Annotated in this window: 15 protein-coding genes; 10 read left to right on the top strand and 5 right to left on the bottom strand. The window is 67.8% G+C overall.

What is annotated here, in order from left to right:
• Positions 1-111 precede the first annotated feature (111 nt).
• Together LC062_RS17370 and LC062_RS17365 are read right to left on the bottom strand one after the other, a co-directional pair.
• Positions 112-2,694, bottom strand: a complete 2,583-nt coding sequence (locus LC062_RS17370) for an ABC transporter permease (RefSeq protein ID WP_224912291.1) — start codon at positions 2,692-2,694, stop codon at positions 112-114.
• Positions 2,695-2,697: 3 nt separating this feature from the next.
• Positions 2,698-3,444 carry an ABC transporter ATP-binding protein gene (locus LC062_RS17365; RefSeq protein WP_224912365.1) on the bottom strand — a complete coding sequence of 249 codons (747 nt, stop codon included), beginning with the start codon at positions 3,442-3,444 and terminating at the stop codon, positions 2,698-2,700.
• A 127-nt stretch (positions 3,445-3,571) separates the two neighbouring features.
• On the opposite strand from LC062_RS17365, the gene LC062_RS17360 reads away from it, so the two are divergent.
• The 6 genes from LC062_RS17360 to LC062_RS17335 all read left to right on the top strand — a co-directional run bounded on the left by LC062_RS17360 (position 3,572) and on the right by LC062_RS17335 (position 9,324).
• Positions 3,572-4,246 carry an arylesterase gene (locus tag LC062_RS17360; protein ID WP_404829742.1) on the top strand — a complete coding sequence of 225 codons (675 nt, stop codon included), beginning with the start codon at positions 3,572-3,574 and terminating at the stop codon, positions 4,244-4,246.
• Between the two features lie 69 nt (positions 4,247-4,315).
• Positions 4,316-5,368 carry an aldo/keto reductase gene (locus LC062_RS17355; protein ID WP_224912290.1) on the top strand — a complete coding sequence of 351 codons (1,053 nt, stop codon included), beginning with the start codon at positions 4,316-4,318 and terminating at the stop codon, positions 5,366-5,368.
• Between the two features lie 187 nt (positions 5,369-5,555).
• On the top strand, positions 5,556-6,161 hold the full coding sequence (gene thpR / locus LC062_RS17350; RefSeq protein WP_224912289.1) for an RNA 2',3'-cyclic phosphodiesterase: 606 nt from the start codon (positions 5,556-5,558) through the stop codon (positions 6,159-6,161).
• A 261-nt stretch (positions 6,162-6,422) separates the two neighbouring features.
• The gene (locus LC062_RS17345; protein WP_224912288.1) at positions 6,423-7,457 is read left to right on the top strand and encodes a TRAP transporter substrate-binding protein; all 1,035 of its coding nucleotides are present in this window, start codon (positions 6,423-6,425) and stop codon (positions 7,455-7,457) included.
• A gap of 16 nt (positions 7,458-7,473) precedes the next feature.
• Positions 7,474-7,992 carry a TRAP transporter small permease gene (locus LC062_RS17340; RefSeq protein ID WP_224912287.1) on the top strand — a complete coding sequence of 173 codons (519 nt, stop codon included), beginning with the start codon at positions 7,474-7,476 and terminating at the stop codon, positions 7,990-7,992.
• 12 nt (positions 7,993-8,004) lie between these two features.
• Entirely contained in the window at positions 8,005-9,324 is a 1,320-nt protein-coding gene (locus LC062_RS17335; RefSeq protein WP_224912286.1) for a TRAP transporter large permease, read from the top strand.
• Positions 9,325-10,167: 843 nt separating this feature from the next.
• On the opposite strand, the gene LC062_RS17330 is transcribed toward LC062_RS17335, so the two are convergent.
• On the bottom strand, positions 10,168-11,853 hold the full coding sequence (locus LC062_RS17330; protein ID WP_224912285.1) for an acyl-CoA dehydrogenase family protein: 1,686 nt from the start codon (positions 11,851-11,853) through the stop codon (positions 10,168-10,170).
• A 193-nt stretch (positions 11,854-12,046) separates the two neighbouring features.
• On the opposite strand from LC062_RS17330, the gene LC062_RS17325 reads away from it, so the two are divergent.
• Positions 12,047-12,913, top strand: coding sequence for a YihY/virulence factor BrkB family protein (locus LC062_RS17325; protein ID WP_224912284.1), 867 nt, complete (start codon positions 12,047-12,049; stop codon positions 12,911-12,913).
• Between the two features lie 46 nt (positions 12,914-12,959).
• Here LC062_RS17325 and LC062_RS17320 read toward each other — a convergent pair whose 3' ends face one another.
• A complete protein-coding gene (locus LC062_RS17320; protein ID WP_224912283.1) occupies positions 12,960-13,853 on the bottom strand; it encodes a DMT family transporter in 894 nt (297 codons plus the stop codon).
• Between the two features lie 197 nt (positions 13,854-14,050).
• On the opposite strand from LC062_RS17320, the gene LC062_RS17315 reads away from it, so the two are divergent.
• Together LC062_RS17315 and LC062_RS17310 are read left to right on the top strand one after the other, a co-directional pair.
• Positions 14,051-16,015 carry a methyl-accepting chemotaxis protein gene (locus LC062_RS17315; RefSeq protein WP_224912282.1) on the top strand — a complete coding sequence of 655 codons (1,965 nt, stop codon included), beginning with the start codon at positions 14,051-14,053 and terminating at the stop codon, positions 16,013-16,015.
• Positions 16,016-16,209: 194 nt separating this feature from the next.
• Entirely contained in the window at positions 16,210-17,403 is a 1,194-nt protein-coding gene (locus tag LC062_RS17310) for an NAD(P)/FAD-dependent oxidoreductase (protein WP_224912281.1), read from the top strand.
• 2 nt (positions 17,404-17,405) lie between these two features.
• On the opposite strand, the gene LC062_RS17305 is transcribed toward LC062_RS17310, so the two are convergent.
• A complete protein-coding gene (locus tag LC062_RS17305; RefSeq protein ID WP_224912280.1) occupies positions 17,406-18,191 on the bottom strand; it encodes an alpha/beta fold hydrolase in 786 nt (261 codons plus the stop codon).
• A gap of 194 nt (positions 18,192-18,385) precedes the next feature.
• Here LC062_RS17305 and LC062_RS17300 point away from each other — a divergent pair, with 194 nt between their 5' ends.
• On the top strand, positions 18,386-19,318 hold the full coding sequence (locus tag LC062_RS17300; protein ID WP_224912279.1) for a sugar kinase: 933 nt from the start codon (positions 18,386-18,388) through the stop codon (positions 19,316-19,318).
• The last annotated feature ends 50 nt before the right edge of the window (positions 19,319-19,368 follow it).

The raw sequence follows: 19,368 nt of genomic DNA, 5'->3' as shown, positions 1-19,368 counted from the left end.
CTCCCCAGCCCGCGTCGTCCCGGGTGCACCTTATCGTGGCAGGCAAGGGCGTGCACCCCCTTGTGCGTTTTTACGGTGCGTGAGGGTTAATTTTCCCTGATTTTCAGCGCCTTACAGGTTGCGCAAGACGGGGGCGGACTTGCGCCCGAGCACGCGCCAGGTGCCGATCAGGCCGAAGCCGACGGTCAGCGCCAGGGCGGCAAGGGCGGCGCCAGTGGCGGTTGCGGGCAGGAAGGTAAAGCCGGCATCCATCACCTCGACCAGCACGAAGGAGGCGGCGAGCGTGCCCGTCACCACCGCGAACAGCGCCGTTACCAGGCCGAGGATGGCGTATTCCAGCACGAAGGCGCCCATCAGCCGGCGCCGGGTCGCGCCGAGGGTCTTCAGCACCACCGCGTCATGCACCCGGTGGCGATGGCCGGCGGCCAGCGCGCCGCCCAAGACCAGCACCGAGGCGACCAGGGTCACCGAGGCGGCGGCGCGGATGGCCCAGGCGAGCTGGGCGACCAGCGCGTTGACCTGCTCGATGGCATCCTTGACCCGGACCGAGGTGACGGTCGGGTAGGCCTTGGCGACCGTCTTCAGGAGCGCAAGCTCCCGCTCCTCGCTGGCACCGTTTTCGAAGGTCAGGGTCCTGAGATGGGTGTGCGGCGCGCCGGCGAAGGTGTTCGGCGAGAACACCATGACGAAGTTGATGGCCAGGGATTGCCACTCCACCTTGCGCAGATTGGCGATCTCGGCGGTGATCGGCCGGCCGAGCACATTGACGGTGACCGTATCGCCGAGCGTGACCCCCAGCGCCTCGGCGACCTCGGCCTCGAAGGAGACCAGCGGCGGACCGGAATAGTCCGGCGCCCACCAACTCCCCTCGCTCAGGGTGGAGTTGTCGGGAAGCCCGGCGGAATAGGTGATGCCGCGATCGCCGCGCAGAGCCCAGGCCCCGCCCTCGGCCGGCTTGATCTGGTCGCTGGGGATGCCGTTCAACGCGGTGATGCGGCCGCGCAGCATCGGCGCCCCGTCGATCCGCGCTTCCGGGGCCGCACCGGCCAGCAGGGCATCGAAGGCGCTGCGCTCGCTGTTCTGCACATCGACGAAGAAGAAGCTCGGGGCGCGGCCGGCAATCGCCGTGCCGAGCTCGCGGCGCAGATTACCGTCGATCAGCGCCAGCGTCACCAGCAGCGACAGGCCAAGCCCGAGCGAGAGCACCACCGAGGAGGTGAGGGCGCCGGGCCGATGAATGTTGCCGATGGCAAGGCGCAGGCCGGTGGAGCGGGCGCGCGGCAGGCGGCGGGCGGCGGCCATGATCAGCCGGGCGATCAGCGCCAGTAGAGCGAACACGACGGCGGTGGCGCCGACATAGACAAGGGCGATGCGCAGGTCGCCGGACAGGCCCACGGCCAGACCGGCCAGCACCAGGACCGCCAGCGCGGTGGCGATCCTGTAGCGGCGGCGCGGCAGCCGGCGGGCGCTGCTGACATCGTCGCGAAACAACAGGCTCGGCGGCACGTCATGGGCGCGGCCAAGCGGCCAGAGCGCGAAGGTCAGCGCGGTGAGGAAGCCGTAGAGCACGCCGAGGCCGAGTTCGGACGGGTAGAGCGCGGCGACGGTCTTGATCGGCAGCAGGGAGGACAAGAGCCCGGCGGCGGCGAAGGGAATCAGCGCGCCCAGCACCAGACCGGCGGCGACGCCAAGGGCGGTCAGCACCAGGATCTGGATCAGATAGACGCGGAAGACGAAATCGCCATCGGCGCCAAGACAGCGGAAGGTGGCGATCACCGGGCGCTTGCCGTCGAGATAGGCACGCACCGCATTGGCGACGCCGACCCCGCCGACGATCAGCGCGGTCAGGCCGACAAGGGTCAGGAATTGCGCCAGCCGGCCGATGTTGCGCTGAAGTCCGGGGGCCGCGTTGTCGCGCGACAGGATGCGCCAGCCGGCATCGGGAAAGCGTTCGCCGGCCTCTTCGACAATGGCGGCGATCCTGGCGTCGCTGGCCGTGCCTTCGAGCCGAACCCGGTAGAGCCAGCGCACCAGGCTGCCGGGCTGGATCAGGCCGGTGTCGTCGATGGCCGCATCGGAGATGATCAGGCGCGGGCCGAAATTGATGCCGCCGCTCAGCCGATCCGGTTCGGCGGCGATGGTGTCGGTGATCCGTACCCGGGCGCGGCCGAGCCGCACTTCGTCGCCGGTTTCGATGCCGAGGCGGGCCAGCAGTTCCGCCTCCGCCACCGCACCCCACACATCGCCTTCGCGGCGCAGGGCCGGGGCCAGAGCGCCGCCGCCGGTCAGGCGAAAATCGCCATAGAGCGGATAGGCGCCATCCACCGCCTTCAGCTCCACCAGCGTCTGTTCGTCCTGATCCGGTGCGCGGGTCATCGCCCGCAAGGTGGCGATGCGCGAGACGTCGCCGAGACTTTCGAGGAATTCGGCCTCTTCGGCGGAGGCTTGGCGGTGGATCAGGCGAAAGGCGAGATCGCCGCCCAGGATCGAGGTTCCCTCGGCGGCGATGCCTTCGGTCAGCGCCCGGGAGACCGAGGTCACGCCGGTGATGGCGGCAACGCCGAGGGCAATGCAGGCGATGAAGATATAAAAGCCGCGCAGGCCGCCGCGCATTTCGCGAAAGGCAAAACGGCAGGCGAGCGCGAGAGACGGGCGGGCGGCAGGGCGCGGGGCGCCTGTGGTGGGGCCATGCATCGCTCAGTTTCCCCCGGCGGAAGCGGCGGCGGAGGCCGTCGCGCGGGCCGAGGAGGCGGCATCGAGCGGTTCGATCCGTCCGGAGCGCACGCGAATCACATCGTCGCAGCGCTTTGCCAGGGCGCTGTCGTGGGTGACCAGCACCAGGGTCATGCCGCGCTCGCGCGAGACGCGGAACATCAGCTCGATGATCTGCGCGCCGGTGGCCTCATCAAGGTTGCCGGTGGGCTCGTCCGCCAAGAGCAGCGGCGGCCGGGTCACCAGCGCACGGGCGATGGCAACGCGCTGCTGCTCGCCGCCGGACATTTGCGCCGGGTAGTGATGGAGCCGCTCTTCCAGTCCGACGGCGGCCAGCTCCGCCCGCGCCCTGTCATGGGCGCCGCGCACCCCGGACAGCTCCAGCGGAATGGCGACGTTTTCCAGCGCGGTCATGTTGGGAATCAGATGAAAGGACTGGAAAACGATGCCGACCGTTTCGCCGCGAAACCGGGCAAGCCGGTCCTCCGACAGGCCGGTCAGGTCGGCGTCCGCCACACGGACGCTGCCGCGGTCGGTTCGCTCCAGCCCGGCCATCACCATCAGCAACGTCGACTTGCCGGACCCGGACGGACCGATGATGCCGAGGGAGCGTCCGGCGGTGACGTCCAGGTCGATTCCCTTCAAAATATGCACCCGTCCGGCGTCGTGCCCGAGGCTGAGATGCACGTCTTTGAGGGAAATGAGAGGCGCCGAGGCTGGTCGGTCGGTCATGGATAACCCTATATAGGCGGTGTGCCGACCACGGGCGAAAGGCTCCATGGTCATCTGGCGGTCACGGCAATCGCTCAAACCGCCGATATGGGAAACTCCGGCGGCAGCGTCCAGAGGATCAGGCAGCTTGATACGAAAAGATACATTTTTCGCCCTGTGTGCGCTGGCGGTGTTCGCGCTCGCCGGCGGCGTCGCCCGCGCCGAAACACCGGCCAAGGAGACGCCGGCGGCGGAGAGCGTGACCATCGTCGCGCTGGGCGACAGCCTGACCGCCGGCTACCAGCTTCCCCCCGAGGAGGCGTTCCCGGCGCAGCTTGAGGCCGCCTTGCGCGCACGCGGCCATCAGGTCACCGTGGTCAATGCCGGTGTCTCCGGCGACACCACCTCCGGCGGGCTGGCCCGGCTCGACTGGTCGGTCGGGGCGGATAGCGACGCGGTGATCGTCGCGCTTGGCGGCAACGATGCCCTGCGCGGTCTGCCGCCGGCCACCACCCGGGCCAATCTGGAGCAGATCGTCGGCGCCTTGCGCGCGCGCGGCCTGCCCGTGTTGCTCGCCGGCATCAAGGCGCCGCGCAATCTGGGCGACGAATATGCCGATGCCTTCGACGCGGTGTTTCCCGCGGTGGCGGAGGCGCATGATGCGCTGCTCTATCCCTACTTTCTCGATGGGGTGCCGATCTCGCCCGAAACGGTGCAGGCCGACGGCATCCATCCGACCGGCGCCGGCGTCGGGCTGATGGTCGAGGGCATCCTGCCCAGCGTCGAGGAGCTGATTTCCCGGGCACGCGCTTCTGGCGGCTGACCGCCGGGCCGTTCGCGCCCCGTCTCAAACTGCCAACGCATCCGAACATCTCACAGGAAAAACAGACACATGGAAAAGCGCCGTCTCGGACGCACCGACCTCTTTGTCTCCAGCCTTTGCCTCGGCACCATGACCTTCGGCGAGCAGAACACCGAAGCGGAAGGTCACGCCCAGCTCGATGCCGCCCTGGCGCATGGCATCAACCTGTTCGACGCCGCCGAACTCTATCCGATCCCGCCGAAGCCGGAGACCCAGGGGCGCACCGAGGAAATCCTCGGTACCTGGATGAAGGCGCGGGGCAATCGTGCCTCGGTGGTGATCGCCACCAAGGCGGTCGGGCGCACGGGCAACACCTGGTTCCGCGAGGGCGGCGTGCCTGGGCGTTTGACCCATGCGCAGCTGACCGAGGCGGTCGACAAGAGCCTGCGCCGGCTGCAGACCGATTACATCGACCTTTACCAGCTGCACTGGCCGGACCGGGTGGTCACCTGCTTCGGCTCCAACCCGACGATCTGGGAAGCGCCCGAGCGGGCGGCGGACGAAACGCCGATCGAGGAGACTTTGGCGGCGCTCGCCGGCCTGGTGGCGGCGGGCAAGATCCGGCACGTTGGCCTGTCCAACGAAAGCCCCTGGGGCACCATGCGCTATCTGGCCGCCGCCGAGCGGGTCGGCCTGCCGCGCGTGGCGTCGATCCAGAACGCCTATTCGCTGGTCAACCGCACCTTCGAGGGCGGGCTTGCGGAAATCGCCTTGCGCGAGGATGTGGGCCTGCTCGTCTATTCGGCGCTGGGGCAGGGGTATCTCACCGGCAAGTACCGCAATGGCGCCCTGCCGGCCGGTGCGCGCAAGACCCTGTTCGACCGGCTTGGCCGCTACGAGAAGCCGGGCGCGGCGGAGGCGATCGACGCCTATCTCGACCTTGCCGAGGAGGTCGGCATCTCGCCGGCGCAACTGGCGATCGCCTTTGCCCGTACGCGGGACTTCACCACCTCGGTGATCCTCGGCGCCACCTCGCTCGGCCAGCTCGAGCACGATCTCGGCGCGCTCGACGTGACCATCGACGCGGAGCTGGAAGCGCGCATCAACGGGCTGTTCCAGCGTCACGGCAGCCCCTGCCCGTGAGCCTTGTCCGGCGCGGTTCGCGCCGGGCGGTCAACTGATTCGCGAGCCCGGCGGCGGTGTCGCCGCCGGGTTCCGTTGCGGCGGGGCAGAATTTAACGAGCTGATTTCAATCGATTTTATGTTTTTCCTTGTCGGCAATGCCGATTGTGGTCCTGATAGGGTATCGGCGACAGCGGAGGGGAACACCATGCCTCGACTGTTCACCGGGCTTGAGATCCCGTCAGACACCGGTCTCATGCTCTCCCTATTGCGCGGCGGCCTGCGTGGCGCGCGCTGGATCGATCCGGAAAATTATCACATCACCTTGCGCTTCATCGGCGACATCGACGAGCGGATGGCCGATGAGGTGGTCGCCGCCTTCGACCGCATCCGGCGGGAGCCGGTGACGGTCCGGCTCGACGGGCTTGGCTCCTTCGGCAATGGCAAGCCGCATGCGGTCTGGGCGCGGGTCGAGCCGACGCCGGAGCTGATGGAGCTTCAGGCGGAGCAGGAGCGCATCCTGCAGCGGCTGGGTCTTCCGCCGGAGCGGCGCAAGTATACGCCGCATCTGACGCTGGCCCGCTGCCGCGCCTCCAGTGCCTCGGATGTGGCGCGCTGGCTGGCCGAACGCGGCAGCTTTCAGGCGCCGAGCTTCACCGCTGGCCGCTTCGTGCTGTTTTCCTCGCGCGCCAGCGTCGGCGGCGGCCCCTATCTGGTGGAGGAGGCCTATCCGCTGACCGGCCGCCATGGCGCCGGCGGAGGTCACGCGGAGGGGCGGTTCCCGGTCGACCCGCTGCCTGGGGAACACTGGTAGCGGCCGACGACTGCCGTCCGGTCCCTCAGCCGGGTCCTTTCTCTGAGATCCCCGCGGGCTCCGGCTCGCGGTCTTCCTTGCGTTTTCGCGCGGTTGTCGCTGGCTTTCCCGCAGGCCCGCGGACAGCTTGACGCAGGTTCCGTTTCCTGAAAAAGTTTCATCTGTAACTAATTGGAGCCCCGCCCGGAAGGGACGGGGATGGGAGAGACGCTGTGCGCCGCCCGGCGCCATGGGGAGGCCGGCGCCAATGGGAGAGATGTCATGAAGAGGTTCGCCGGACTGGTAACGGGAGGGCTTGTCGCGGTCGCGGCGACGCTCGGGTTCGCGGTCACCGCCGCGCAGGCGGAGACGACGTTGGTGCTGTCGTCCTGGCTGCCGCCGAAGCATCCGATCGTCGCCAAGGTGATGAAGCCCTGGGCCCGCGATGTGGAGAAGGCGACCGACGGGCGGGTCAAGGTGCGCGTGCTGGCCAAGCCGCTCGGGGCGCCGCCGGCGCACTTCGATCTCGCCCGGGACGGGGTCGCGGACATCACCTACGGGCTGCATTCCTTCACCAAGGACGACCGGTTCCTGCGCTCGCGCATCGGCCAGTTCTCGTTCCTCGGCGATAATGCGGTGGCGGTTTCCAAGGCCTATTGGGACGTCTACGGCGGTCAGCTCGATGCCCAGGGCGAACATGAAGGGGTCAAGCTGCTCAGCCTGTTCGCCCATGGCCCGGGCATGTTTCACAACAACCGCCGCAAGATCGAAAGCCCGGAGGATTTTGCCGGGCTGAAGATCCGCACCCCCGGCGGCTATATCGCCGCTCTGTCGCAGGATCTGGGCATCACCACCCAGTTCATGGGGCCGGGCGAGGTCTATGAAAAGCTGTCGCGTGGGGTGATCGACGGGGTCACCTTCCCGATGGAGGCGCTGAAAGCCTTCCGCCTGACCGATCACCTGACCAGCACCATGACCATGCCCGGCGGCATGTACAACACCTCCTGGTTCCTGGTGATGAACCAGGCGAAATGGGATGCTCTGTCCGATGCGGACAAGGCGGCGCTGGAGGCGCTGTCCGGCGCCACCTTCGCCGAGCGGGCCGGCAAGGTGTGGGACGAGGCCGATGCGGGCGGCGCGGAACTGGTCGCGGGCACGGACATCGAGGTCTATGCGGCCAATGACGCCGTGCTGTCGGCGATCAAGGAGGCTGCGGCCAGGCATGAGGCGGCCTGGGCCGAGGCGGTCGCGGCGCAAGGCTTCGATGGGGCGGCGGCGCTGGCCGATCTTCGCGCCCGCACCGGCGTTGCCTACTAGGCGGGCCGGGCACGCGATGACATCCCCGAACGCTCCGGGCGTGCAGCCTGACGGCGAGCGGCGCCCGCGCCGCTCCCTGTGGGATGCGCTCGACCGGGGGCTGGCGGTGGCCGGCGGCGTTCTGCTGCTGGCGCTGACCCTTGTCACCTGCATCGACGTGGTGGCGCGCTATGCCTATGACGCGCCGCTGCCGGGAGCCTATGAGCTGACCGAGATCTTCCTCGCCACGCTGGTGTTCCTGGCGCTGCCGCTGACCACCCGGCGCGGTGAGCATGTGGAGGTCGACCTGCTCGACATGGTGGCCGGCGGACGGATCGCCCGTGCCGCGCGGCCGGTGACCGGCCTGTTGACGGCGCTGGTGCTGGCGGTGTTCGCCTGGCGCCTGTTCGTCCATGGCCTGCGCCTTGCCGAGGATGGCACGGTCACCAACTCCCTGTCGCTGCCCCTTGCCCCCGTGGCCTTTCTCGCCGCCGTGACCTGCGCGATCAGCGCCTTGTCGGCGGCGCTGCAGGCACTGCGTGTCCGCCCGCGTTGAACGGAAGCTTTCATGACGGAATCCCTGATCGGTTTTGCGATCCTGTTGCTGCTGATTTTCCTGAAGATGCCGGTGGCCTTCGCCATGGCGCTGGTCGGTCTCGTCGGCTTCGCCCTGCTGCGCGGGCTCGACGCGGCGCTGGCGATGACCGGCACGCTGGTGTTCGATGCCGGCCTTGCCTATTCGCTCTCGGTGGTGCCGCTGTTCATCTTCATGGGCAATGTGCTGGCGCGCTCGGGCATCAGCCACGGGCTTTACGCGGTGGCCAATCACGCGACCGCGCGCATGCGCGGCGGGCTGGCGATGGCCTCGGTGATCGCCTGCGGTGGCTTTTCCGCCGTTTGCGGCTCGTCGTTGGCCACCGCCGCCACCATGTCCAAGGTGGCGATGCCCTCCATGCGCCGCTACGGCTATGCCGACAGTCTCGCCGCCGGGTCGATCGCCGCCGGCGGCACGCTGGGCATTCTCATCCCGCCGAGCGTGATCCTGATCATCTACGGGCTGTTGACCGAATCGGACATTGGCAAGCTGTTCATCGCCGGCATCGTGCCGGGGCTGCTCGGGCTCGTGCTTTATCTCGCCGCCGTGCAGGTGGCGGTCTGGCGCAATCCGGCGCTGGCCCCGCCTGCTGAAGAGCTGGATCCGCTGACCCGGCGCGACGGGCTCGGCGTCGCCGCGCTGGTGATCCTGTTCGCCATCATCATGGTCGGCATCTATGGCGGGTTCTTCACGCCGACCGAGGCGGCGGGCATCGGCGCGGGCGCCTCGCTGCCGCTGGCGGCCCTGTTCGGCCGGCTCGGCTGGCGGCCGCTGATGGGGGCGATCGGCGAAAGCGCGCGGGCAACGGCGATGATCTTCGTGTTGATCATCGGCGCGGATATCTTCACCAACTTCGTCAATTTCGCCGGCTTGCCGGATGCGCTCTCCGGTTTCGTCTATGACCTTGAGGTCAACGCCTGGCTGGTGATCGCCGCCATTGTCGTCGTCTATCTGATCCTCGGCTGCGTGCTGGAAAGCCTGTCGATGATCCTGCTGACCGTACCGGTGTTCTATCCGCTGGTGTCGGAGCTGGATTTCGGCACCGGCCTCCTGGCCGATCCGGAACTGGTGCTGATCTGGTTCGCCATTGTCGTCGTGGTGGTCACCGAGATCAGCCTGATCACGCCGCCGGTCGGGCTCAACGTCTTCGTGCTGCGCAGCGTTCTGGAGGACGTCAGCCTGGCGACGATCTTCAAGGGCGTCACTCCGTTCTGGATCGCCGACATCGTCCGGCTGGGGCTTCTGATCGGCTGTCCGGTGCTGTCGCTCTGGCTGGTCGGGGCGATGCGCTGAGCGGGTGGGTCGGTCACCCGGACGGTGCCGCTTGTGGAGCTGCGTCGATGGTCCGGTGCCTCCCCGATCCCGCATCTTCGCTTGCGCTGCGTGCGGGATGACGCCAGTCCTTAGGGCAACGGTTGATCTGCCCCGGCCATCGCCCCACGCTCCGCGTCCTCCCGGACGCCGCAAAGCGGCGAGCCGGGACCGGAGAGCCACGGCGTCTCGGTTCCTGCCGACTGAAAACGCTTGCCTTTCGGCTCCCCGATCCCGGGTCGCGCCAAGGCTTGCCCGGGAGGACGGCCGTCTTTGAGGCGACGCCTTCCGTCACGCGGCCATCGCCCCGTTCTCCGCGTCCTACCGGACGAAGCGAAAGCGAAGATCCGGGACCGGCGAGCCACGGCCTGGCGGCTCTTGCTGATTGAAAACGCTTGCCTTTCGGCCCCCCGATCCCGGGTCGCGCCAGGGCTTGCCCGGGAGGACGCCCGTCTTTAAGGCGACGCCTTCCGTCACGCGGCGCTTACCCCACGCTCCGCGTCCTCCCGGACGCCGCAAAGCGGCGAGCCGGGACCGCAGAGCCACGGCCTCGCGGGTCCATCCTCATGAAAACGCAAGTCTTCCGGCTCCCCGATCCCGGGTCGCGCCAAGGCTTGCCCGGGAGGACGCCCGTCTTTGAGGCGACGCCTTCCGTCACGCGGTGATTGCCCCACGCTCCGCGTCCTCCCGCACGCCGCAAAGCGGCGAGCCGGGATCGGAGAGCCACAGCGGGCGCGATCCGGACTGGAGGGACAGGGCAAGAAAAACGCGCCCCGGATCGCGGGGATCCGGGGCGCGCTGGTCATCTCGCAGCTTCGATGGGGGTCAGGCCCGCAATTCCAGCACGCGCCGGGCGATCACCTGCGCCTGGATTTCCGCCGCGCCCTCGAAGATGTTGAGGATACGGGCGTCGCACAGAACGCGCGAGACCGCGTATTCCAGCGCGAAGCCGTTGCCGCCATGGATCTGCAGCGCATTGTCCGCCGCCGCCCAGGCGACCCGGGCGCCGAGCAGCTTGGCCATGCCGGCCTCCAGATCGCAGCGCCGGCCCGAATCCTTCTCCCAGGCCGAGAAATAGGTAAGCTGGCGGGCCATCATCAATTCGCTCGCCATCATCGCCAGCTTGTCCGACACGCGGGGGAAGGCGATCAGCGGCCGGCTGAACTGCACCCGTTCCTGGGCGTAGCGCAGGCCAAGGTCGAGCGCGGCCTGAGCGACGCCAAGCGCGCGGGCCGCCGTCTGGATGCGGGCCCCTTCGAAGGTCTGCATCAGCTGCTTGAAGCCCTGGCCCTCAACCTGGCCGAGGAGGTTCTCCGCCTTCACCTCGAAGCCGTCGAAGGCGATTTCGTATTCCTTCATGCCGCGATAGCCGAGCACCTCGATCTCGCCGCCGGACATGCCCGGAGCGGGGAAGGGATTGTCATCGGTGCCGCGCGGCTTTTCGGCGATGAACATCGACAGGCCCTTGTAGCCGGGCTCGCTCGGGTCGGTGCGGGCCAGCAGGGTCATGATGTCGGCGCGCACCGGGTGGGTGATCCAGGTCTTGTTGCCGTAGATCTTCCACACATCGCCCTCGCGCACGGCGCGGGTCTTCAGCGAGGCGAGGTCCGAACCGGTGTTGGGCTCGGTGAAGACGGCGGTCGGCAGCACCTCGCCGGAGGCGATCAGCGGCAGCCACTTGGCCTTCTGCGCGTCCGTGCCGCCGCACAGGATCAGCTCGGCGGCGATCTCCGAGCGGGTGCCGAGCGAGCCCACGCCAATATAGGCGCGCGACAGCTCCTCGGAGACGACGCACATGGATTCCTTGCCCAGCCCCATGCCGCCGAACTCTTCCGGGATGGTCAGGCCGAAGACGCCGAGCTCGGCCATGGTGGCGATCACGTCGAGCGGAATGTAGCTGTTGCTCAGGTGCCATTCATGGGCATGGGGCGTGACCTTGTCGGCGGCGAAGCGGCGCATCTCGTCGCGCACCTGCTCATAGGTCTCGTCGAGCCCGGAGGCGCCGAACAGCGAGGCGCCTTCCTGCTGCTGGATCAACCCGGCAAGCCGGGCGCGGGTCGCCGGCGTGTTGCCGGTGGCGATCAGGGCGGTGATCTCAGTCGTATGGAACCGGCCCGCCTGGCCCCCGTCCAGCCCCAGATCGGCAAGGCGCACGAACTCGCCCTGGTTCATCGGAATGCCGCCGAAGATCTGCGCCAGGTATTCGGCAAAGCCGATGCGGGTGATCAGCTCCTCGGTCTCGCCGAAAGCGCCGCTTTCGCGCAGGCGATTGCCATAGGCATGAAGTTGGCGCAGCGCCTCCACATAGGTCGCCAGCCAGGCCAGACCGTGGGTCGCGCGCTGTTCCGCGTCCATCTTCGCCGTGGAAATCCGGCCACCGTCCATGACCCGCGCCCGTACCGCATCGGCGGCAGCGCCCAGCAGGCCATCGAGGGCCTCCACGGCGGCGCCGGTCAATTCCTCCAGGGCGCGGTCTATCTGGTTATCGCCGAATTCGCTCGCTAGCGACATGCATCCTCTCCATTAACCTCATGCGCGATTGCTGCGCATTATGTTGCGGTGCAAACTGTATCGCGGCGCGCCGCCGAAGCAATCCTTCTTTTGACCGACGGATCAAGAAATTTTATTTCACGCCGGTTGCAATGCGGCATGAACGGGAGGGAGCGGCTTGACCGGCGGCGGTCGCTGCCGCAAACGAGAACACATGTCCATTTTTTCGATTCTCAAGGCCGTTGGAACGATCATCGGCGACGCCATTTCGGAAATGTCGCGCGATGACGGGTTCGCCATTGCCAGCCATGTGGCGCTGTCGTCGCTGCTGGCGCTGTTTCCGTTTCTGATCTTCATTGCCGCGCTGACCGGTTTTCTCGGCCTTGGTGACATGGCCGACCGGATTGCCGAGATGCTGTTCGATGCCTGGCCGAAGGAGGTCGCCGGGCCGATTTCGCGGGAAATCACGGTGGTTCTGACCGAACCGCGCGGCGATTTCCTGACCGTCGGTGTGATCGCCTCGGTGTGGTTCGCCTCCAACGGGGTGGAGGCCTATCGGGTGGCGCTCAACCGGGCGTATCGGGAGCCGGAAAACCGCGGTTTCATCTACCGCCGGCTGCAGGCGATCGCCCTGGTGCTGATCGGCTCGGCGATCCTGATCACCTTCGCCTTCCTGATCGTGTTCGCGCCGCTGGTCTGGACGGCGGTGCTGAAATACGCGCCTTTCCTGGAGGAATTCACCGCCCGGCTGAACCTGTCGCGCTACCTGATCGCCTCGATCCTGACCCTGATGGGGCTGTTCGTCGCCCATTTCGTGCTGCCGGCCGGCCGGCGCGGCTTTTTCGACGTGCTGCCCGGGGTGCTGGCGACCCTGGTGCTGTGGATGGTCTCGGGCGTGGCGTTCGGTATCTATCTCGCCGGGTTTGCCAATTACGTCTCCACCTATGCCGGTCTTGCCGGTGTGATGACGGCGCTGATCTTCCTGTACCTGGTGTCGATGGTGTTCGTGCTGGGCGGCGAGCTCAACGCCGCCACCTTGCGCTGGCGCCGCCGCCGGGCCGAGGCGGCCGTTTCGGCCTGAACCGCTTCGGCACCCGCCTGGCCTCTTGGGTCTCAGGCGGAGCGGATCAGGCGGGTGTGCGCCGGGTGCCGATGCGCCGTTCCCGGATCATCAGCAGCGCGCCGACCACCAGGGCACTGCCGGCGATCTGCACCGGCCCCAGGGTTTCGCCGAACAGGAAGTAGCTCTCGATCGCCGCGGCGACCGGGACCAGATAGAACAGGCTGGCGACCCGGGCGGCGCTGCCCCTGCGGATCAGCACCATCAGCAGCAGGATCGCGCCGATCGACAGCACCAGCACCAGCCAGGTGAGGGCGATGATCAGCTCCGCCGACCAGTTGATCTGCCAGCTCTCGCCGGCTGCGAGCGGCAGGGTGATCAGCAGCGCGCCGACATATTGCAAGGTGGTGGCCGGCATCAGGTCGAGGCCGCCGGCGTATTTCTTCTGATAAACCGTGCCGAAGGCCATGCCGATGACCGCGACCAGGCAGACCAGCGCGTTGACCAGCGTCAGCCCGGAGGCGGCGACGCCGAGCTGCGGCAGCACCACCAGGGCGAGGCCGCAGCCGCCGACCGCAAGGCCGAGCCAGTGGCGCGCGCCGATGCGCTCCTGCAGCAAGGGGCCGGCGAGCAGGGCGGTCAGCAGCGGTTGCAGCCCGAGCACCAGCGCGGCGATGCCGGCCGGCATGCCCCGGTCGATGGCGAAGAAGATGCCGCCCAGATAAACGCCATGGATGAGCATTCCGGCGACGAGGCAATGACCGATGTCGCGCCCGCTGCCCGGCCAGCGGGCGCGGGTGAGGAACGCGAAGGCGAGCAGGACCGGAATGACGCAGAGAAAGCGAATGCTCAGGAAGACGAAAGGTTCGATATAGGGCGCGCCGAGCTTTGAGCCGATGAAACCGGTCGACCAGAGCAGAACGAAGATGGCGGGAGACAGGGTGTCGAGAAGTGATCGCAAGGCGGAGGTCCGGTCTGGAAGGAGGTCTGGCGGCTAGAAACTTGCGGTTTATCAGGATCTTGCGCTGAGTTCCGCAGTGTTGATCGGATTTTAACGCTTCCGATTGAAATTTTCGGTCAGCGCAATCCGTTGCTGGCGAGGTGTCCAAGGTGTCGCGGTATCGTTTCCCCGGGCTGTCGGTGAGCATAGTTGGACGTTTGTCGGTCCGCATCAGGATTTTTGTTCTGATCGGCCTGTCATTGGTCGGGTTGGCCGCCGTCGGCGCGGTGTTCTGGTGGAGCCAGGACCGGGTCGAGACCGCCTTCACCCGGGCGGAGACTTTCGCCAGGCTTGCCTCGGGCGTGGAGGATCTGGAGCGAGCCGCCGGAACCATGCGGATCGTGGAAAAGGACTATCTCGCGGAGCCCGGCGCGGAAGGTTATGCCCGGTTCGGGGCGGTGCTGGCGAGTGCCCGGGCGCAACTGGCGCGGCTTGCGGCGATGCCAGTTTCGGTGCCGTTTGCGACGGAAATTACAAAAGTTGGCGCGACATTTGACAATATTGATGCCGCTTTCGCCGAGTTGCACGGGGTTCAGCAGCAACTTGGCTTCAACAGCGAAAGCGGTGCGCGCGGCGATCTTGCCAGCCTCGGCGGTTCGCTGCATCAGCGGGTGACGAAGCTCGCCCGGTTCAACCGCAGCCCGGCAACGGCGAAGCTGAACCTTGCGGTGATCGACCTTCAGCGTTCGGAAAAGGCCTACCTGCTTGACCGCAGCGATGTGGCGCTCGGCGGTTTCGAGGTGGCGGCCGGGCGGTTTGAACGGGCGCTCTCCCGGGCGAAGCTTGCGCCGGAGGTCTCCAGTCCGCTGGGCGAGACCATGGCCGCCTATCGCGCCGCCTTCGACCTTTACAGCACCGCCGGCACCGAGCGCACCGCCCAGGTGGAAAAGCTCGAAGCCTTCTTCGATGTGCTGCCGCCCTATCTGGAAACGCTGGCCAATGCGGCCGATGGTGGCAAGGCCGAGGCGGCGAAGGCATTGGCAGAGGGGCGGGAACTGGCCAGCCTGATCATGGCGGGGATCCTGATTGCAACGCTGCTGGTTCTGCTTGGCGCCGGCGCGCTGATCGGCGGGTCGATCGCCGCGCCGCTGACCCGGTTGCGCGCGGCGATGGAACGGCTCGCCTCCGGCGAAACCGAGATCGACCTGCCGGAGGCGCCGGGCCGCACCGAGCTCGATGCCATGGTGCGCAGCGTCGCGGTGTTTCGCGATACCGCGCGGGAACAGGCGCGGCTCGCCGCGGCGCAGGCGGAGGGAAATGCGGCGCGCGACCAGCGGATGACGCATTTGGAAACCCTGATCGCCGGCTTCGAGGCAACGGTGGAGGCGGCGCTGTCGCGGCTCGATCAGGCGGCGACGGATCTGGCCGGCGCGTCCGACACGCTGGATGAGGCGGCGGACGGCGCGGCGAGCGAGGCGACGCGGGCTGGTGAGGCGGTGCGGGTCGCCGCCGACAACGTCACCTCAGCCGCGTCGGCTTCGGAACAGCTTAATGCCTCGATTGCCGAAATCGCCAGCCAGGCCAACCGGTCGACCGAGGTTGCGGAACAGGCCATGGGCAGTGCCCGGACGACGGGCGCCTCGATGGGGGACCTGTCTGCGACCGCCGACCGGATCGGCGAGGTGATGGGACTCATTCGGGAAATCGCCAATCAAACCAACCTCCTGGCGCTGAACGCGACCATTGAGGCGGCGCGCGCCGGCGAGCATGGTCGGGGCTTCGCGGTGGTGGCCGCAGAGGTCAAGGATCTGGCCAGCCAGACGGCGCGGGCGACCGAGGAAATCGCCCAGCAGGTGGGGGCGATCCAGTCCGCTTCCGCCTCGGCGGTGTCGGCCATCGACGAGGTGGGCGAGATCATCCGCGAGATGAATGAAATTGCCGCCTCGGTGGCCGGGGCGGTCGCCCAGCAGAGCGCGGCGCTCGGCGAAATCACGGAACATGTGGCCGAGGCTTCGCACCGGTCGGGCACGGGCGCGGAGGCGATGACACGGGTCAGCCGGGCGACCGAACACGCCCGGGGCACCGGCGCGCTGGTGGGCGAGCTGTCCGACACTCTGGGGGCGCAGGCGGCGGTCCTGCGCAAGGAAATCGGCGCATTCCTTGACCGTGTGCGGGCGGCTTAAGCATCTGAGTCTCCTATGAAAGCCTCCTATTCCTGACAGGTTTCCCTGCCCCAGCGGATGAGGGAGGATGACCGCCTTGCCTGCGCATGACGGTGGCGCCCTGCGCCGGTTCCATTTGTCGCGCGGGCCTTGCCGTGCATGGTCTTTTCCCAAACCCCATGTTAGGCGACAGGAAAACAACCGAGAGGGTTTCCATGCAGGATCGCATCGTGATTGTCGGCGCCGGACAGGCTGGCGCCCAGGTTGCCCAGTCGCTTCGGATGGGCGGTTTCGAGGGGGAGGTGGTGTTGATCGGTGAGGAGCCGCACCCGCCCTACCAGCGCCCGCCCCTGTCGAAGAAACATCTCGCCGGCGCCATCGAGGACGAGGCGCTGCACCTGCGGCCGGCGGCCTTTTACGAACAGAACCGGATCGAGTGTCGCTTCGATGTGGAGGTGACCGGCATCGACCGCGCCGCCCGCGAGCTGGCGCTGTCGGATGGCGAGACGGTCGGCTATGACCGGCTGGTGCTGGCGACCGGCACACGGCCGCGCACGCTCTCCCTGCCCGGGGCGGAGCTCTCCGGGGTGGTCAGCCTGCGCACCATCGCCGATGTGGAGGCGATGCGTCCGGTTCTGCTGCGGCCGGGGCGGATTGCCATTGTCGGCGCCGGGTATATCGGCCTGGAGGTGGCGGCGGTCGCCCGCAGTCTTGGGCACGAGGTCGTGGTGGTCGAGGCCCAGGATCGGGTGATGAAGCGGGTGGTCTCGCCGGCGCTTTCCGCCTTTTTCGAGGAGCTGCACCGAAAGAATGGCGTGGAGCTGATGCTTGGCACCGGGATCAACGGTTTTGCCGGCGACGCAAGCAATCATGTGCGCGCGGTCACGCTGGCCGATGGCCGGGAGATCGCCTGCGATCTGGCGCTGGTCGCCGTCGGCGCGGCGCCCAATGATGAGCTGGCGGCGGCTGCCGGCCTTGATGTGGACGATGGCATTCTGGTCGATGGCGCGGGCCAGACATCGGATCCGGCGATCTATGCCGCCGGCGATTGCACCCGGTTCTTCTCCGGCCGCTATGGCCGTTCGATCCGGCTGGAAAGCGTTCAGAACGCCATCGACCAGGCCAAGGCGGTGGCGGCGGCACTGACCGGCGCGGAGGAGGATTACGATCCGGTGCCGTGGTTCTGGTCGGACCAGTATGCCATCAAGCTGCAGATCGCCGGCCTGTCCGAAGGCTATGACGAGGTGCGGGTCGTCGGCGATCCGGCGGAAGGCGGCGGGTTCTATGTCGCCTATCTGGCAGATGGCCGGCTGATCGCCGCCGACAGCGTCAACCATCCGCGCTCGCATATGATGGCGCGGCGGGCCATTGGCAAACCCTTTACCGACGACCTGTTGCCGGCCGCCTGACCCTAGCCCTGGGCGGTCTGCTGATGGATGAGCTGGCAGACCGTCCGCGCCATTTCCAGATGCGGCATGTGGCCGATCCGTTCGAACAGGTGGGTGGAAAGCTGCGCCGGCAATCCGTCTGCCTGATGGGCCGGAACCACCCGGTCCTGCGTGCCCCAGATCACCTTGACCGGGGCCGGCAGCCCGGCGATCTCCTCATGCGGCAACACCTTTTGCGAGGTGCCGTCGATCAGGCTCTCGGCAATGTGCATCAGGGCTTCGCGCACGCCGGGTCGGGCGCGGCCCGCAGCGGTCTGCCGGGCAATCAGGCGTGGCAGGCGGAAATCCGGATGAAAGAACTGTTCCAGCAGGTCTGCCAGTTCCTCCGCTTCCACGGCGGCGGCGAAGCGGCGCAGCAGGCGGTGGTTGATCTCCGGGCCGAAGCCGCCCGGCGCGAGCAGGGTCAGGCTGGCGACCCGCTCCGGGCGGTCGAGCGCCATCAGCGCCGCCGTGGTGCCGCCCATGGAATGACCGACCAGATGCACCTTGTCGAGCCCGAGCAGGTCGAGTGTGGTGGCCACCGCCCGGGCGGAAACGGCGGCATTGCCGATCCGGGGCCAGTCCAGCGCCCGGCCGTGACCGGGAAGGTCGAGGGCAAGGGTGTGGTGGCTCCGGGCCAGGGATTTCTGCACCGGGGCCCAGGTGAGGGCATCGGCGGCAAAGCCATGCAGAAACACCACCGGGGGGCCGCTGTTGGTCGCACCATATTCGGTTGCCGGCAGGGCGCCGGCTGTCGCATCGCCTGTCATGCTAGGGTCCTGCCCCTCGCTTCCCTGCCCGCCCCGATCCCTTCCGTTGTGCCACGAGTTGGGCCGGATCGCGAGGTGGAAAGCCTTCACGATTGAACCACTCGCTGCGGCCCGCCGCATGCTTGACAGGCAGGGGAGCGCCGGGGCACTCACTTTCAATCGATTGAAAAGGCGAGCCGGAAAGGAAGCGCAGCGTGGATCTTTTGTGCCTCGGCGAGGCGATGGTCGAGTTCAATCAGGCATCGACCGGCGAGGCCTATCGGCAGGGATTTGGCGGCGATACCTCGAATGCGGCAATTGCGGCCGCCCGCAGCGGCGCCCGGACCGGCTATGTGAGCGCCACCGGAGACGATGCCTTCGGGGACATGCTGCATGCGCTATGGCGCGCCGAAGGGGTCTCGGACGCCGGGGTGCGGCGAATGCCGGGGGCGGAAACCGGGATCTACTTCGTCACCCATGGCGCCGAGGGCCATGCCTTCAGCTACCGGCGGACGGGCTCGGCGGCGGCGCGGATGGCTCCCGAGGACCTCGATCCGGCGCTGTTGCGCCAGACCCGGGCGCTGCATGTCTCGGCGATCAGCCAGGCGATTTCGGCGAGCGCTTGCGATACCGTGTTCGCCGCCATTGAAGTCGTGCGGGATGCCGGCGGGCTGATCTCCTACGACACCAACCTGCGCCTTTCGCTGTGGCCGCTCGCCCGGGCGCGCGCGATCATCACCGCGACGGTTCCCCTTTGCGACATCCTGCTGCCCGGCCTCGATGACGCCCGGCAGATCACCGGGCTTGAGGCGCCGGCGGAGATCGCCAACTGGTTCCGGGCCCGGGGGGCAGGTATCGTCGCGCTGACGCTGGGCGGGGACGGGGTGCTCGTTGCCGACGCCAGCGGCTCGGACCTGATCGCCCCGCACAAGGTGGCGGCGGTGGACGCGACCGGAGCGGGGGATGCCTTCGATGGCGCTTTTCTCGCCCGCTATCTGGAAACGGGCGACGCGCGCGAGGCTGCCCGCTATGGCAATGCGGCGGCGGCGCTCGCGGTCGGCGGCTATGGCGCGGTGGCACCGCTGCCGCGCCGCGCCGAGGTGGAAGCTTTGCTCGCCCGTCGGGAAGGTGGCGGCCCCGACGTTTAATGTTTAACAGGAAATCAGCGGTAATCTTGGGTTGAAATCGGCGCCGGGAT

The sequence above is a fragment of the Stappia indica genome (assembly GCF_020177335.1).
Lineage (GTDB): Bacteria > Pseudomonadota > Alphaproteobacteria > Rhizobiales > Stappiaceae > Stappia > Stappia indica_B.
Note: the sequence above shows the minus strand (reverse complement) of the source record. Positions and strands in the feature narration are given on the sequence as shown.

Coding starts and splice junctions, on each gene's coding strand:
- LC062_RS17370 (WP_224912291.1), bottom strand. CDS start 2,694: ATGCATGGCCCCACCACAGGCGCCCCGCGCCCTGCCGCCCGCCCGTCT.
- LC062_RS17345 (WP_224912288.1), top strand. CDS start 6,423: ATGAAGAGGTTCGCCGGACTGGTAACGGGAGGGCTTGTCGCGGTCGCG.
- LC062_RS17325 (WP_224912284.1), top strand. CDS start 12,047: ATGTCCATTTTTTCGATTCTCAAGGCCGTTGGAACGATCATCGGCGAC.
- thpR (WP_224912289.1), top strand. CDS start 5,556: ATGCCTCGACTGTTCACCGGGCTTGAGATCCCGTCAGACACCGGTCTC.
- LC062_RS17330 (WP_224912285.1), bottom strand. CDS start 11,853: ATGTCGCTAGCGAGCGAATTCGGCGATAACCAGATAGACCGCGCCCTG.
- LC062_RS17310 (WP_224912281.1), top strand. CDS start 16,210: ATGCAGGATCGCATCGTGATTGTCGGCGCCGGACAGGCTGGCGCCCAG.
- LC062_RS17365 (WP_224912365.1), bottom strand. CDS start 3,444: ATGACCGACCGACCAGCCTCGGCGCCTCTCATTTCCCTCAAAGACGTG.
- LC062_RS17355 (WP_224912290.1), top strand. CDS start 4,316: ATGGAAAAGCGCCGTCTCGGACGCACCGACCTCTTTGTCTCCAGCCTT.
- LC062_RS17305 (WP_224912280.1), bottom strand. CDS start 18,191: ATGACAGGCGATGCGACAGCCGGCGCCCTGCCGGCAACCGAATATGGT.
- LC062_RS17335 (WP_224912286.1), top strand. CDS start 8,005: ATGACGGAATCCCTGATCGGTTTTGCGATCCTGTTGCTGCTGATTTTC.
- LC062_RS17340 (WP_224912287.1), top strand. CDS start 7,474: ATGACATCCCCGAACGCTCCGGGCGTGCAGCCTGACGGCGAGCGGCGC.